The organism is Granulicoccus phenolivorans DSM 17626 = NBRC 107789 = JCM 15570, assembly GCF_000423085.1.
Taxonomy (GTDB): Bacteria; Actinomycetota; Actinomycetes; order Propionibacteriales; family Propionibacteriaceae; genus Granulicoccus; species Granulicoccus phenolivorans.
Map to the genome: position 1 here is coordinate 1 of NZ_AUHH01000033.1, position 15,120 is coordinate 15,120.

At 69.0% G+C, this 15,120-nt stretch carries 9 protein-coding genes, 1 pseudogene and 2 CRISPR repeat arrays; of the genes and pseudogenes, 4 read left to right on the plus strand and 6 right to left on the minus strand.

All coding sequences use genetic code 11. The annotated features are described in order from the left end of the window. The first annotated feature begins 3 nt into the window (after positions 1–3). Positions 4–398: direct repeats of the CRISPR family, unit length 28 nt; unit sequence GTGCTCCCCGCGCGAGCGGGGATGATCC. A 248-nt stretch (positions 399–646) separates the two neighbouring features. Together istA and istB are read left to right on the plus strand one after the other, a co-directional pair. Then, positions 647–1,858 (plus strand): annotated as a pseudogene (gene istA, locus G531_RS22475) (IS21 family transposase); the annotation flags it as partial. An 89-nt stretch (positions 1,859–1,947) separates the two neighbouring features. Further along, on the plus strand, positions 1,948–2,745 hold the full coding sequence (gene istB, locus G531_RS0113210; RefSeq protein WP_026927625.1) for an IS21-like element helper ATPase IstB: 798 nt from the start codon (positions 1,948–1,950) through the stop codon (positions 2,743–2,745). A 107-nt stretch (positions 2,746–2,852) separates the two neighbouring features. Continuing rightward, a CRISPR array of direct repeats spans positions 2,853–5,750; the repeat unit is 28 nt; unit sequence GTGCTCCCCGCGCGAGCGGGGATGATCC. 436 nt (positions 5,751–6,186) lie between these two features. Here istB and G531_RS0113215 read toward each other — a convergent pair. Beyond that, positions 6,187–6,831: a response regulator gene (locus G531_RS0113215; RefSeq protein ID WP_026927626.1), complete on the minus strand. Its 645-nt coding sequence runs from the start codon at positions 6,829–6,831 to the stop codon at positions 6,187–6,189. Positions 6,832–6,851: 20 nt separating this feature from the next. Beyond that, on the minus strand, positions 6,852–8,297 hold the full coding sequence (locus G531_RS0113220) for a sensor histidine kinase (RefSeq protein WP_211221852.1): 1,446 nt from the start codon (positions 8,295–8,297) through the stop codon (positions 6,852–6,854). Between the two features lie 226 nt (positions 8,298–8,523). On the opposite strand from G531_RS0113220, the gene G531_RS22480 reads away from it, so the two are divergent. Further along, positions 8,524–11,127, plus strand: coding sequence for a heterodisulfide reductase-related iron-sulfur binding cluster (locus G531_RS22480; RefSeq protein ID WP_245630461.1), 2,604 nt, complete (start codon positions 8,524–8,526; stop codon positions 11,125–11,127). Between the two features lie 376 nt (positions 11,128–11,503). On the opposite strand, the gene G531_RS0113230 is transcribed toward G531_RS22480, so the two are convergent. From G531_RS0113230 to G531_RS0113245, 4 genes are all read right to left on the minus strand, one after another. Continuing rightward, the gene (locus tag G531_RS0113230; RefSeq protein WP_051215467.1) at positions 11,504–12,115 is read right to left on the minus strand and encodes a vitamin K epoxide reductase family protein; all 612 of its coding nucleotides are present in this window, start codon (positions 12,113–12,115) and stop codon (positions 11,504–11,506) included. Next, positions 12,115–12,897, minus strand: coding sequence for a DsbA family protein (locus G531_RS22485; protein WP_035758897.1), 783 nt, complete (start codon positions 12,895–12,897; stop codon positions 12,115–12,117). Before G531_RS22485 ends, G531_RS0113230 begins: the two co-directional genes overlap by 1 nt. Before the next feature lie 106 nt (positions 12,898–13,003). Beyond that, on the minus strand, positions 13,004–13,474 hold the full coding sequence (locus tag G531_RS0113240; RefSeq protein WP_145978645.1) for a hypothetical protein: 471 nt from the start codon (positions 13,472–13,474) through the stop codon (positions 13,004–13,006). A 145-nt stretch (positions 13,475–13,619) separates the two neighbouring features. Then, positions 13,620–14,039, minus strand: coding sequence for a YchJ family protein (locus tag G531_RS0113245; protein WP_051215468.1), 420 nt, complete (start codon positions 14,037–14,039; stop codon positions 13,620–13,622). 75 nt (positions 14,040–14,114) lie between these two features. Between G531_RS0113245 and G531_RS0113250 the strand changes: the two genes are divergently transcribed. After that, positions 14,115–15,119 carry a DMT family transporter gene (locus G531_RS0113250; protein ID WP_211221853.1) on the plus strand — a complete coding sequence of 335 codons (1,005 nt, stop codon included), beginning with the start codon at positions 14,115–14,117 and terminating at the stop codon, positions 15,117–15,119. Position 15,120 lies beyond the last annotated feature (1 nt).

Sequence of the window (15,120 nt, forward strand, 5' to 3'; positions counted from 1 at the left end):
CTTGTGCTCCCCGCGCGAGCGGGGATGATCCGACCTCGACGCCGCTCACGACGGCGCGGACGGTGTGCTCCCCGCGCGAGCGGGGATGATCCGTAGGCGCTCGACCCCTCCGGTAGGGCGTCTGCGTGCTCCCCGCGCGAGCGGGGATGATCCCATCAAGAGGCGGCTGCGGCTGATCTCGTCCTGGTGCTCCCCGCGCGAGCGGGGATGATCCCCTCAGCCCCGACCTCGGCGATGAGTGCCCGCAGTGCTCCCCGCGCGAGCGGGGATGATCCCGAAGGTCCTCACACGTCCACCTCGATTGTCAGGTGCTCCCCGCGCGAGCGGGGATGATCCTCCTCCACCAACTCCCTTGCCGTCTTCGCCGTCGTGCTCCCCGCGCGAGCGGGGATGATCCCATCCCCCACAGGCCCGAAAAAACCGCTCCGGCGTGCTCCCCGCGCGAGCGGGATGATCCGGACTCCAGACCCGCATGCCCGCCCGGGAACGCGTGCTCCCCGCGCGAGCGGGGATGATCCCCCCGCGCGTGTACCCGGACGGATTGCCCGAGCGTGCTCCCCGCGCGAGCGGGGATGATTGTCGACGGCACTCCAAAATGAGGCCATAGCGGCAGTCGAAAACGAGGCCACCCAGACAGATTGGTTGGGTGATCTCTGTGGAGGATTGGGCTCTGATCAGGCGGCTGGTTGCCGATGGTGTGCCGCAGCGTCAGGTCGCTCGGGACCTGGGTATCGGGCGGTCAACGGTAGCGCGGGCGGTCGCGTCGGATCGTCCGCCGAAGTACGAGCGGCCGGCGGTGCCGACATCGTTCACGTCGTTCGAACCGGCGGTGCGGCAGTTGCTGACCGACACTCCGAGCATGCCGGCCACAGTGCTCGCCGAACGGGTCGGCTGGGAGGGGTCGATCACCTGGTTCCGCGCGCATGTGCGACGGCTGCGGCCCGAACACAGGCCGATCGATCCCTCGGATCGGTTGACGTGGTTGCCCGGGGACGCTGCGCAGTGCGATCTGTGGTTCCCGCCGAAAAAGATCCCCTTGGAGGACGGCACCACGAGCCTGTTACCGGTCATGGTGATCACCGCGGCGCACTCGCGGTTCATGGTCGCCAGGATGATCCCGACCCGACACACCCAGGACCTGCTGCTGGGGATGTGGGAACTGCTGCAGCAGCTGGGTCGGGTGCCACGCAGGTTGATCTGGGACAACGAGGCCGGCATCGGCCGCGGTAAACGCAACGCCGAAGGGATCGGCGCGTTCACCGGGACGCTGGCAACGACGTTGGTGCGGCTCAAGCCCTACGACCCTGAGTCCAAGGGAGTCGTTGAACGCAGGAACGGGTTCCTCGAGACCTCTTTCATGCCCGGCCGCTCGTTCGCGTCTGCAGCTGACTTCAACGCCCAGCTCACCGAGTGGTTGGAGACCGCGAACGCCAGGGTGGTGCGCACGATCAAGGCTCGACCGGTCGATCTGCTCGATGCCGACCGAGCAGCGATGTTGCCGCTGCCACCGGTGGCGCCGGTGATCGGCTGGGTCAACCGGGTCCGGCTCGGACGCGACTACTACGTCCGCGTTGACAGCAATGACTACTCCGTTGATCCGAACGTGATCGGCAGGTTCGTCGAGGTCCGCGCTGATCTGTCCCGGGTCGTGGTCCGTCACGACGGGCGCCGGGTCGCGGCCCATGACCGGGTCTGGGCCCGCGGGATGACGGTCACCGACCCCGCCCACGTCACAGCTGCGAAGGCGTTGCGGGAACATTTCCAACGGCCCCGACCCGCCGCAGATCCCGGGGAGGCATTCGACCGGGACCTGGCCGACTACGACCGCGCTTTCGGCCTGCTCAACGGCGGCCTCGGCAACGCCGCAGCTGCGGACCCTGGTGACGGCACAGTTGCTGGCCTTGGTGCCGGTGCTGTTGCTGGCCTTCGGGATGGGGAGGTGGCCTGATGGCCACGAAGAAGAACGAGGCCAGCGAGGCGCTCAAGCAGTTGACCTACCTGGCCAGCGCGTTGAAGGCACCCCGGATCACCGAAGCTGCTGCCCGGCTGGCCGACCACGCCCGTGACGCGGGCTGGACCTACGAGGAGTACTTGGCCGCGGTCCTCGACCGTGAAGTCGCCGCACGCAACGCCTCCGGAGCACAGTTACGGATCCGGGCCGCGGGATTCCCCGCGAGGAAGACGATCGAGGAATTCGACTGGGATGCTCAACCCGCCGTTCGTCAACAGATCGCTGCGCTGGCCTCGGGCGGGTTCCTTACCGAAGCCCGTAACGTCGTGTTGCTCGGCCCGCCCGGCACCGGGAAGACGCACCTGGCCACCGGGCTGGGGATCGCGGCAGCCAACCACGGCCACCGGATCCTGTTCGCTACCGCGACCGAGTGGGTCACCCGGCTCACCGACGCCCACCGCGCCGGCCGACTCCCGCTCGAGCTGACCCGGCTACGACGCTACGGACTGATCATCGTCGACGAGGTCGGCTACCTGCCCTTCGACCAAGACGCTGCGAACCTCTTCTTCCAGCTGGTCAGCAGCCGTTACGAGCACGCTTCGCTGATCCTTACCTCCAACCTGCCCTTCAGCGGCTGGGGTGGTGTCTTCGGTGACCAGGCCGTCGCTGCCGCGATGATCGACCGCGTCGTCCACCACGCCGACGTCCTCACCCTCAAAGGCGCCAGTTACCGACTACGCAACCGCGGAATCGAAACCCTGCCCAGCATCAAGACGCAAGACACGGCAGACTAGGAACAACACGAACCGGTGGCCTCGTTTTCAACCGTCGGTTCGGCCTCAGTTTCAAGCGCCGTCGACAATGATCCGGTCGCGGGAGAGGTCCGGCGCAGCTCCGGGCAGTGCTCCCCGCGCGAGCGGGGATGATCCCCCTACGCCCGACCCGGACGTGTAGATCGTCCGGTGCTCCCCGCGCGAGCGGGGATGATCCGTTCGCGGGCACCTTCCGGTCCGAGCCGACCGAGTGCTCCCCGCGCGAGCGGGGATGATCCTTGCTGGGGTAACCGGTGTTCGACACGATCGCAGTGCTCCCCGCGCGAGCGGGGATGATCCTTCGGTGGCCGGTCAGACTGCGCTCAAACAGGTGTGCTCCCCGCGCGAGCGGGGATGATCCCTCTGCCCGGCCGCTGGTGGACGCACTTTCTCAGTGCTCCCCGCGCGAGCGGGGATGATCCCCACTCGGCGGCCTGCCGTCGCACGTCACAGGCGTGCTCCCCGCGCGAGCGGGGATGATCCCTCTGCCCGGCCGCTGGTGGACGCACTTTCTCAGTGCTCCCCGCGCGAGCGGGGATGATCCCCACTCGGCGGCCTGCCGTCGCACGTCACAGGCGTGCTCCCCGCGCGAGCGGGGATGATCCCTCCCACCCCGCCGGATACGCGGTCGGGGACCAGTGCTCCCCGCGCGAGCGGGGATGATCCCACCAAGGAGATCAGCATGGCAACCACTGACGAGTGCTCCCCGCGCGAGCGGGGATGATCCCTGATGCATGGTCGGACTGCCCCAGCCTGCCGGGTGCTCCCCGCGCGAGCGGGGATGATCCCCCGTCAAAGTAGGCGTCCGGGTAGCCGGTGCCGTGCTCCCCGCGCGAGCGGGGATGATCCGCAGTCACGATCACCCGGACCAGGAGCGCGGCCGTGCTCCCCGCGCGAGCGGGGATGATCCTCTCTCCGCCCAGCTCATTCGCGCGGTCACGCAAGTGCTCCCCGCGCGAGCGGGGATGATCCTCTGCGGGAGGCGTTGTCGCCCGCGGAGTTCATGTGCTCCCCGCGCGAGCGGGGATGATCCTCCCCTCCGCCTGAAACTCAACCTCAACCATCGGTGCTCCCCGCGCGAGCGGGGATGATCCGAGGTAGAGGTCCCCGAGCATCTGGCGGGCTACGTGCTCCCCGCGCGAGCGGGGATGATCCGAGAAGCGCGTCACGGACGCGTCACGCCGTGACGTGCTCCCCGCGCGAGCGGGGATGATCCCACCGGATGGACCATCCTCCACGGCGACACCGGGTGCTCCCCGCGCGAGCGGGGATGATCCGCGATCCGGATCTCTTCGGTGCTCTCGGCCAGCGTGCTCCCCGCGCGAGCGGGGATGATCCGATCCCGGGCGAGGGCATGTTCAAGGATGTGGCGTGCTCCCCGCGCGAGCGGGGATGATCCCTGACCCCGCAGATCACCGGACAGGCGGTGGTCCGTGCTCCCCGCGCGAGCGGGGATGATCCTCGACCTGAATCCAGCGGCCACCCTCGGGGTAGGTGCTCCCCGCGCGAGCGGGGATGATCCGCCGGAGCATATGGAGGTCGTGACCCTCCGGGAGTGCTCCCCGCGCGAGCGGGGATGATCCGGAGCGAGCATGGGTGCATCCGGCCAGTGGGGCGGTGCTCCCCGCGCGAGCGGGGATGATCCCAGGACATCGGCGAGCGGTCGGGGGGCGGTGATGTGCTCCCCGCGCGAGCGGGGATGATCCTGGTGGGACCAGGGAGACTACCCGTTCCCGGTAGTGCTCCCCGCGCGAGCGGGGATGATCCGAAGTCGATGCACTGCTTGATGAGTCCCCGGTTGTGCTCCCCGCGCGAGCGGGGATGATCCCGTGATCTGATGCACCGCCCCGGCTTGGGTGCGGTGCTCCCCGCGCGAGCGGGGATGATCCGCACTTGCCTACAAATCCCTGTCCGATCTGGTCGGTGCTCCCCGCGCGAGCGGGGATGATCCTATAGACGGCCGGGCGGGTGGTCACAGGCTGCTGTGCTCCCCGCGCGAGCGGGGATGATCCTTGATCAGCAGGTTGATGATGCCGCTGCCGAGGGTGCTCCCCGCGCGAGCGGGGATGATCCCGCGTGATACCCCGTCTGCGAGTCGTACGCGGAGTGCTCCCCGCGCGAGCGGGGATGATCCGGACAGGGCCGCAGTAGGCACCTGTCCGGCCGTGCGTGCTCCCCGCGCGAGCGGGGATGATCCGCTCGATGCAGCCGGACTACACGACCGACGAGAGTGCTCCCCGCGCGAGCGGGGATGATCCACCTAAAGCGGTTGACATAGCAACCGAAGCGTGCTCCCCGCGCGAGCGGGGATGATCCCACCCCCAGCGAACAGAGGAGAATCTCATGACCGTGCTCCCCGCGCGAGCGGGGATGATCCGGTCGGCGGGGCAGTAGAGCTGGAGCAGATCAAGTGCTCCCCGCGCGAGCGGGGATGATCCTCTTGGAAACTACATAGCGTTAAATGGGCGGCAGTGCTCCCCGCGCGAGCGGGGATGATCCTCACGATTCCGCTCATTGAGCGGGACCTGATCGAGTGCTCCCCGCGCGAGCGGGGATGATCCCGCAAAAGAGGCCCCCGACCCACCCCGTGAGGGGTGCTCCCCGCGCGAGCGGGGATGATCCCATCTCCCAAGCCGCCGTGATCATCGGCGTGCAGTGCTCCCCGCGCGAGCGGGGATGATCCGGCATCAAGCAGGGCAACCTGATCACCATCCGCGTGCTCCCCGCGCGAGCGGGGATGATCCCCCAAAGCGTACGCGCTCGGGCAACTGTCGGCGTGCTCCCCGCGCGAGCGGGGATGATCCCTGGAAGCTCCGGACCCTCAAGGATTCCACCGGGTGCTCCCCGCGCGAGCGGGGATGATCCGCAGACCACTTCGGTGGACTGGTCCGGTATCACGTGCTCCCCGCGCGAGCGGTGACGATCCCGCATACACCGAGGTGCCCATGTTCCGGGGGAACTGCTCCCTGCGCGAGCGGGGATGATCCCCGTTCGTGCATGTCGCCGCTCAGTTTGCCTGAGTGCTCCCCGCGCGAGCGGGATGATCCCCGGGCCGGCTTGGTTGTCGACGGCGGTTGAAGAGTAGACAGTAACGCCGCCGAAACTGACCAGTTTTCAAGCGCCGTCGACAATGATCCCACGCAGAACTGCCTGCCGACCGTGATCGCGATGTGCTGCCCGCACGAGCGGGGATGATCCAGAAGTGGAGAAGAGCCACACACCTCCGCCCACGTACCGCCCGGCCGGGAGACACCTCCGCTCGGACGAAGAATAGACCACTTGACAAGGCATTTACCTCGGGGTCGAGCGAGTCTTCTGGGCTGCGCATGACGTCCCGCATCCAGTGCCCCGAACCATCCGCAGGGACTGTCTGTCTCTCCGTTACGCAAACAACTCCCGTCAGAGTCGCCGCAACCGATCCCGTCAGCCCTGCAGAAATGCCAGCACCGCAGTCACCCGGCGATGCACCTCCTGGTCGCCGCGCAGGCCGAGCTTGGCGAAGATCCGCTGGGTGTGCTTCTCCACCGCCCCCTCGGTGACCACCATGGCCCGGGCGATCCCGGCGTTGGTGTGCCCCTGGGCCATCAACTCCATCACCTCCCGCTCCCGCGCGGTGAGCTGTCCCAACGGATCCTGGACCCGGCGCCTGCCCATCCACTGGGCCACCACCTCGGGGTCGAGCACCATCCCACCGACGGCCACCCGGTCGACCGCATCGAGGAAGGTGTCGATGTCGGAGACCCGATCCTTCAACAGGTAGCCGATCCCGCCCTGCCCGGAGGCGAGCAGTTCCTCGGCGTACGACACGACAATGTACTGACTCAGCAACATGATCGGGGCCTGCGGCCACTCCGCCCGCAGCCGTACGCCGGCGCGCAACCCCTCGTCGGTGTGCGAGGGCGGCATCCGGATGTCGGAGATGACCAGATCCGGCCGCAGCGCCAGCGCCCGGGCGACCATCAGCTCCCCGTTGCCGACCTGATCGACCACCTCATGTCCGGCGTCGGTGAGGATCAACCGCAGCCCCTCCCGCAACAGCACCGAGTCGTCGGCCAGCAGTATCCGCATGACCTCCACGCTACCGAGGATCACCCGGCCAACGGGATCGCGGCCTGGACCACCGTCGGTCCGCCGACCGGGGACTCCACATCGAGGCGGCCGGCCACCCCGCGCAACCGCTCGGCCAGCCCGGCCAGCCCGTGCCCCTTGTCCAGGGCGGCCCCACCGATCCCGTCATCGCTGATCGTGACGAACAGCCACCCGTCCTGCACCCCGGCGTACACCTCGGCCTGGCCGGCCCGGGCGTGCTTGTTCAGGTTGGTCAGCGCCTCGGCCACGGTGAAGTACGCCGCGGTCGCCGCCTGGTCGGGGATCTCCCGGGGCAGGTCGGCCTGCACCACGACCGGGGTACTGGAGCGGGCTGCCGCCTCCCCGATCGCGGCGGCCAGACCCCGGTCGACCAGGATCGGCGGGGCGATCCCCCGCGACAACTGCCGCAGTTCGGCCAGGGTGTCCTGGCTCTGCTCCATCGCCTCGGCCAGGATCATCTGCGCCCGCTCCGGATCGGTGGCCGCGAGCCGCCGGGCCCGGGCCAGATCCATGTTCAGCCGGACCAGTCGCTGCTGCGGTCCGTCGTGGATGTCGCGCTCCAGCCGGCGCAGGGCACTGGTCTCGGCCCGGTGGGCGGCGTCCCGGGTGTCGCGCAGTTCGTTGATCCGGGCGGTCGTCTCGGCCCGCGAACTGAGCAGGGCATGCGAGAGACTGCTCTGCACCCAGGCCGATCCGCGCAGCACCGGCCGCAGCGTGACCGCGAAGAACAGCCCGCCCAGGAAGTTCACCAGCACGTCCCAGAACAGCTTGCTGCCCGGCAGGTTCAGCAGATCCCCCAGCCCGTTGTAGTCGCCGCCGAGGGTGGCGTTGAGGATGACCGCGGCCAGTGGGCCGAGCACCACGCCCAGCGTGCCCACCCACCAGGTGACCGCGATGCTCCAGGTGGCCGTCGACACCGTGAACTGGGTCACCGTCCACAGTTGGTCCAGCCAGCTCTGCGGATCCTTCAGTACGCCCAGCCAGCGCCGCCACCACGAGCCGTCGCGGGCGACGTACACCCCCGGCGCCGGGCGATCCTGCCACAGCCGCAGCATCTTCCGCTCGGCGGTGGCGAAGCCGCGGGCGGTCAGCGCGCTGAGCACCAGAATCGGCAGCCCGACCCAGATGATCAGCGTGCTGACCCCGGTCGAGAACAGCGTGATCACCAGGATGAAGGCGACCAGCGCCAGCGGCCAGGCGGCAAACAGATAGGCGGTGTCATGGCCCAGCCGCCGCATTTCGGGGGTGTGCAGCCAGCCCGGGCGCTGTTGCTGCAGTCCGGTCGCCGCCGCGCTCGGATCGTTCAGCCGGACGCCGGCCGGGGCCGGGTCGCTGGCACAGGCGTACGGACGCGGCCCGGGCGCCGGATCCGGGGACGCGTACGGGTGCGGAGAGGACTGCCAGCCAGCGGGCTCATCGTCGGAGGTGACCTGCATCGATGTCATACCTCCATCCAACGGCGGAGTCGTCCGAACCACTATCCCGCAACCCGGCCGGTCGGTGTCGGGCTACCCCGACAGCCGCTGATCGGGCGCAGGCCGAGGGCACCCTATACCCCTACCCTATGGGACTGTTCGGATTCCGGTCCGGCATCAGCCCCGCGAACCGGTCCCCGGGCCGAGGCACCTCCTTTATGCTGACCCCGAACAGAACTCGACTCAAGGAGGCACGGTGCCGGTTCAGCATCTGGTGCCCGCGATACTTGCCCTGGCCGTCATGGTGGTCGGCCTGGCACTCTTCATTCGCGCCATCGTGAAAATCGTCAACGTCATCAAACTCGGCCAGCCGACTCTGGGCCGGGCGGACAACCCCGGATCCCGGTGGGGAACCCTGGTCAAGGAGACCCTGGGGCACACCCGGATGCTGCAGATCAGCTGGGTCGGCGCGGCGCACTGGATGGTGGCCTTCGGCTTCATCGTGCTCTTCCTGACCCTGCCGAACGCGGTCGCGCAGCTGTTCAACCAGGAAGCCGCGCTGCCGATCATCGGTCACTGGCCGGTGTACGCCTGGGTGACCGAGATCTTCGGCTGGCTGACCTTCATCGGGATCGCCGCCCTGGTCATCAACCGCTTCGTCGTGGTCGGGACCGGCAAGGGCCGCTTCTTCGGCTCGCGCACCTGGCAGGCGGTGTACGTGGAGTTCACCATCCTGGCCGTCGGCGTCTGCATCATGACGCTGCGCGCACTGGAGTATCAGCTGCTCTCCATCCTCCATCCGGAGACCGACCACAAGGGCGAGTTCCCGCTGTCGTGGTTCCTGCTCCCCCAGATCGGCAACGAGGACACCATCCGCACCGCGATCGTGTGGGTCGCCGCGATCAAGATCATCGTCTCCTTCGCCTGGATGATCGTGCTCGGCCTGAACCAGACCATGGGCGTGGCCTGGCACCGGTTCTCCGCCTGGCCGAACATCTGGTTCAAGCGCAACGCGAACGGCCGCACCTCGCTGGCCGCGCTGCAGCCGATCAACATCCGGGGCAAGGAATTCGACTTCGACAACTTCGAGGACCTGGCCGAGGAGGACCAGGATCTGCTCGGCGTCGGGAAGGTCGAGAACTTCACCTGGAAGGGCCTGCTGGACTTCACCTCCTGCACCGAGTGCGGCCGCTGCCAGGCCCAGTGCCCGGCCTGGGCCACCGACAAGCCGCTGTCGCCGAAGTTGCTGGTGATGGGCCTGCGCGAACACGCGTACGCCAAGGCCCCCTACCTGCAGGCCGCCGAGAGCGTACGCGAGTCGCTGCCGGAGGAGACCCGCAATGAGGCTGCCCGCGCTCTGGTCGGGCCGAACCCGGACGCCGTCGCGCAGGCGCACGGCAACCCGATCACCATCGGCCCGGACGGGCTGGCCGGGGTGATCGACCCCGACGTGCTGTGGTCGTGCACCTCCTGTGGCGCCTGCGTCCAGCAGTGCCCGGTCGACATCGAGCACGTCGACCACATCATGGATATGCGTCGCTTCCAGGTGATGATCGAGTCGGAGTTCCCGTCGGAGCTGAACCAGCTGTACAAGGGCCTGGAGTCCAAGGGCAACCCCTGGAACCTGAACAAGAAGGGCCGGCTGGACTGGACCAAGGGCCTCGACTTCGAGGTCCCGATCGTCGGCAAGGACGTCGAGGACCTCACCTCGGTGGACTACCTGTTCTGGGTCGGCTGCGCCGGCGCCTTCGAAGACCGGGCCAAGAAGACCACCCAGGCCGTCGCCGAATTGCTGCACACCGCCGGGGTCACCTTCGCCATCCTCGGCAAGGACGAGACCTGCACCGGTGACTCGGCCCGCCGCTCGGGCAATGAGTTCGTCTACCAGCAGCTCGCCGCGGAGAACAAGGAGACCCTCACCGAGGCCAAGGCCCAGAAGGTCGTCACCACCTGCCCGCACTGCATGAACACGCTGAAGAACGAGTACCGCCAGCTCGGGCTGGAACTGGACGTGGTGCACCACACCCAGTTGCTGAACCGGCTGGTCCGCGACGGGCAGCTGACCCCGGTGGCCCCGCAGGACGCCTCGGTCGCCGGCCGCTCGATCACCTACCACGACCCGTGCTACCTGGGTCGGCACAACCAGGTGTACGACGCCCCGCGGGAACTGGTCGGGGCGATCCCGGGTGCCGGATTCACCGAGCTGAACCGCAACCGGGAGAAGTCGTTCTGCTGTGGCGCCGGTGGGGCCCGGATGTGGATGGAAGAGACCATCGGTACCCGGATCAACCTCAACCGGACCGAGGAGGCGCTGCAGGTGCTCGGCGACAAGCCGAATGCCGCGGTGGCGACCGGCTGCCCGTTCTGCCGGGTGATGATCTCCGACGGGGTCACCGCCAAGCAGGCCGAGGGGATCGGGGAGAACGTCGAGGTCCTGGACGTGGCCCAGCTGCTGCTCGAATCGGTGCAGCGGGGTCAGCTGACCCCGGCCGAGGCCGCCGCCCTGGAGCCGCAGGCCGCCGGCGTACTGCTGGAGGAGCGTCCGGTGGAGGCCAAGGTCGCGCCCGAGGTGAAGGCCGCGCCCAAGCCGGAGCCCGAGGCGAAGGCCGCGCCCAAGGTCGAGCCCGAGGCCAAGGCGGCTCCGGAGGTCAAGGCAGCCCCGGAGGCGAAGGCCGCGCCCAAGGTCGAGCCGGAGATCAAGCCGCAGGCCGGCCCGTCGGGCGAGACCGCCTCCTACGGGGAGCAGACCTCCTACGGCGAGACCGCGTCCTACGGTGAGCAGACCTCGTATGGGGAGGCCACCTCCTACGGGGAGCAGACCGACTACGGCAGCAGCGAGGATTACGGCAAGCAGTCCTGACGCCTCCAGCACTGAGGGCCCGATCCGGCGATCCGGATCGGGCCCTCAGTAATTTCGGGGGTGCCCAGCGACGCACGCGGGCCGAGGAGCGACGCGAGCGGGCCGGGCAGCGAAGGGAGTTGGCAAGGAGCGAAGGCTCATCCCGGGGAGCGAGGTCACCAGCACTCGCTCCCGGAGAAGTTGCTTCGCTGGCTGACGGTTGCAACGCGGCAGAGCGCTCGGCCGAACGGACGGGGAGCCCGGAAGGAGGGGATACTCCGCAGAGTGACAGGGAGCCGACATTCGTTGCGCTCAGACGCCCGAATCGGGCTCATTTCGGCAACCGATGTCGGCTCCCTGGCACTGGAGCGAAGTAACCCCCTCGCAACCGGGGCGATCAGGCGACCAGCGCGGGTCCGTATTTCACCACGATCAGCGTGACCAGAAACACCAGCCACACCAGCACCACAAGCAGATCCAGATCGGCCTCGACGAACGCCTTCAACCCGCGATGCACCCGCTGCGGCAGGTACAGGTTGTTGTCCCGGATGTTCACATGCATCAACGACGTCCACACCAGCGTCGTGGACAGCGTGACCAGCAGGCACCAGGGGCACAGCGCGTTGATCACCAGGTAGGACTGGAAGAACAGCCAGTAGGCGAAGACCAGCCCGATCGTGTACACCGCCTGGGCCGCCAGCATGAACCAGCGCGGGAACTTCACCCCACCCAACGCAGCCACCGCGATGGTGATCACCACCGGCTCTGCCATCAACCCCAGGTAGGAGTTCGGGAATCCCAGCAGCTGCGCCTGCCAACTCCGCGCGACCGTGCCACAACTGATCACCGAGTTGATGTCACAGGCGAAGCCGGCGTTCGGGTCGGCCGCCAGCTGGATCGCGTCGATGGACAGCACCAACGACGCGGTCAGGCTGAGCAGCGCGGAGATCAACATCGTGATGTAGATCACCCGATGCGACTGGCGCAGCGCGCGCAGACTCCGCGGCATCAGGCCCCGGCCTGGGTGATGGCCTGCTCGATGGCGCCGGGGCTGCGGAAGTCCCCGGTGAAGTCCTTGCCGTTGATCCGGATCGTCGGCGTACCGGTGATCCCGGAATCGAAGGCCTTGGTGGTCTGGTCCTTGACCCAGCCGGCGTAGTTCTGGTCCTTCAGCGACGTCACGACATCCTCGTGGGCGCCGGCCTTGCGGGCCAGATCGGCGAGCTGATCGTCGGTGAGGCCGGAGCTGTTCTCCTCGGGCTGGGTGCCGGCGGCGTACAGGCTCTGGTAGAAGCGCAGGCCGGCCTCGGGGTCGGCGTCGGAGACCGCGACCAGGGCGTTGGAGGCGCGGGTGGAGTACTGGGTGCCCCGCGACATCTGGTCCAGGAACGCCAGCGGGTGCAGCTGCAGCTGGATCCGGCCGGCCTGGACGGCCTTGACGATGTCATCCCCGTTCGCCCGCTCGAACTGGCCGCAGTAGGGGCACATCGGGTCGGAGTACACCGTCAGGGTGACCTTCGCGTTGGTATTGCCGAACACCAGCGCCCCGTCATTGCTGACCGCGCTGGGGGTGCGGTTTCCGACGGTGGCGGTGTTGCCGTTGCCGCGGGTCCCGGTGAGGGTGAAGATCATCACCGCGATCAGGCTGATGATCGCCACGGCGCCGACGCCCCAGGCAACCCGGATCAGGATCTTGTTCCGCTTTTCCTTCTGCCGCGCAGCTTCCTGCTGTGCCCGCAGCGCCGCGCGCCGGGAGGCGTCGGCGGAGTTCGACTTCTTGTTGGTGGCCATGCTGGGTCCTTGGGTTCGGGGCTGGCAGCCCGTACGACGGATGGGTGCCCGACGAGTTGGCCGCAGGGCTGCCTCGGCAGCAGGCGTACGCGGGGCGGGCGTACGCTCAGGCGGCGAGTTCGTAAGCCGGGGGCCCGCGACGCGGATGGCGCTCGGCCCGGGGCCCACCGACCGGGACCGGCTCGGCGGCGGGAAACTCGGTACGCCCGGGCAGGACCAGCAGCACCGGCCCGACACACAGGGCGCGCACCAGCAGCCGGACCCGGGTGTGCGCCCGGCCGACCTCGCGGGCCAGCACGGCCGCGGTGGCCAGCAGCAGCGGCAACACCACCAACTGCACCGCCAGCGTCGCGGCGACCATCAGCGTGCCGCCGATGGTGGTGCCGGGAGCGGTGACACAGTGCCCGGGCAGTTCGCCGGGGATCCAGGAATACAGCGGCTGCTGGGGATCGAAACAGATCACCACGGCCACCGGAAGGCGGCGCAGCAGGGCCGCCAGCAACGCCACGGTGAGGAGTGCGGCGACGGCACGACCGACCGGAGTCGGCCGCAGCGGCCGGGTTCGTGCAGCACTCACGTCGTTCATGCTAACCGGTGCCGACCAACCCCGGGAATCCTCGCCCGGACCCGCCCGGCGCGTCGCTCCCGACCGACTCGGCCGCCGGTCCGCCGCCGACCCGGCGCCGGTCGGGCGCCGCTCGGGGCCCGGTCGGGGCCCCGGTTCAGTCGACGGAGAGGGTGTCGGCATTGAGGTAGAACCAGCGACCGGCCCGCCGGGCGAAGCGGGACCGTTCCCGCAGCACGGTCGGCCGGTCCCCGTCGAGGTAGCCCGCCTCGAACTCCACCTCGCCCATCTCGTCCTCGGGTCCGCCGTCCACGACGTCGAGGATGATCAGTCCGGTCCACGCCATCGGCGCGGGCAGCACCTCGGCCGGCCGGGTGCGCGGATGCCAGGTGCGGAACAGATAGTCGCCGTACTGCAGGGCGTACGCGGTGTAGCGCGAGCGCATCAACTCCTCGGCGGTCGCGGCCTGCCGCTCGCCGTTCAGCAGGACCCGGCAGCAGGCGGCGAAGGTAGCGCCCGATCCGCAGGGACAGGGTTGGGCTCCGGAGAAGTTCAGCACCGGTCCATCCCACCGCATCGGACGCCCCTGCGTCGAGTCCCGCCGACCCGTGGATTCCGTCGGAGCGGCAGCCAGCCGATACTCTCCCTTCCTGTGCCGAACCCCCAGACCCACCGCCACCCGGCGCGCACTATGTGGCTCTCCCTGGTCGCGGCGGTCCTCGCCGGCGGCGTGATGGCGTTCCAGGGCCGGGTCAATGCCAACCTGGCCGCCCAGTCCCAGGACCGGGTCGGCGCCGCGGTGGTCTCCTTCGGCAGCGGCCTGATCGTGATGGTGCTGATCACCGTGCTGACCCCGGCCGGGCGGCGCACGATCCGCCGGGTGGTCCCGGCCCTGCGCCGGGGCGAGATCCGCTGGTGGTGGCTGTGCGCCGGCTTCATCGGGGCCCTGCTGGTGATCAGCCAGACCATCACCGTCCCGATCGTCGGCCTGGCCCTGTTCACCGTCGCCCTGGTCACCGGCCAGCTGATCGGCGGCATCCTGGTCGACCTGTTCGGGGTCGGCCCCGCCGGCCGCCGCAATCCGACCCCGATCCGGGTGATCGGCGCCCTGGTCACCCTGGCGGCGGTGACCTGGTCGGTGACCCCCGCCCTGCGGACCGCGGACAGCCCGTGGGCCCTGCTGCTCCCGCTGCTGTTCCCGCTCGCCGCCGGCCTGACCAACCCCTTCCAGCAGGCGCTGAACGGACGACAGACCGTCGCCTACCGCTCGGCGATCCCGTCCACGCTGATCAACTTCATCGCCGGCACCTTCCTGCTGGTGGTGGTCTGGCTGATCTATCACGCGATCACCGGGCCCGCGACGGGCACCTGGCCGCCGCTGCTGTCGGGACACTGGTGGTGGTACCTCGGCGGCACCGCCGGCTGCGTGTTCATCGCAGTCAGTGCGCTGGTGATCCGCTACCTGGGTGCCCTGCTGACCGGAATGTCGATGATCGCCGGCCAGCTGGTCGGCGCGGTCGTGCTGGACCTGGTCATGCCCAGTGGTGGTGGGGTCACCGCGTACACCCTGTCCGGCACCGCCCTCGCCCTGCTGGCGGTGGTGGTGATGGCGATCCCGCCGGAGCTGTTCGTCCGCCGGTCCCGACGCCGGCCCTGAT

Excerpts from the sequence above, each read along its gene's own strand:
- G531_RS0113230 (WP_051215467.1), bottom strand. The coding sequence starts at position 12,115 with ATGCCGCGGAGTCTGCGCGCGCTGCGCCAGTCGCATCGGGTGATCTAC.
- G531_RS0113215 (WP_026927626.1), bottom strand. The coding sequence starts at position 6,831 with ATGCGGATACTGCTGGCCGACGACTCGGTGCTGTTGCGGGAGGGGCTG.
- G531_RS0113220 (WP_211221852.1), bottom strand. The coding sequence starts at position 8,297 with ATGACATCGATGCAGGTCACCTCCGACGATGAGCCCGCTGGCTGGCAG.
- G531_RS0113245 (WP_051215468.1), bottom strand. The coding sequence starts at position 14,039 with ATGCGGTGGGATGGACCGGTGCTGAACTTCTCCGGAGCCCAACCCTGT.
- istB (WP_026927625.1), top strand. The coding sequence starts at position 1,948 with ATGGCCACGAAGAAGAACGAGGCCAGCGAGGCGCTCAAGCAGTTGACC.
- G531_RS22485 (WP_035758897.1), bottom strand. The coding sequence starts at position 12,897 with ATGGCCACCAACAAGAAGTCGAACTCCGCCGACGCCTCCCGGCGCGCG.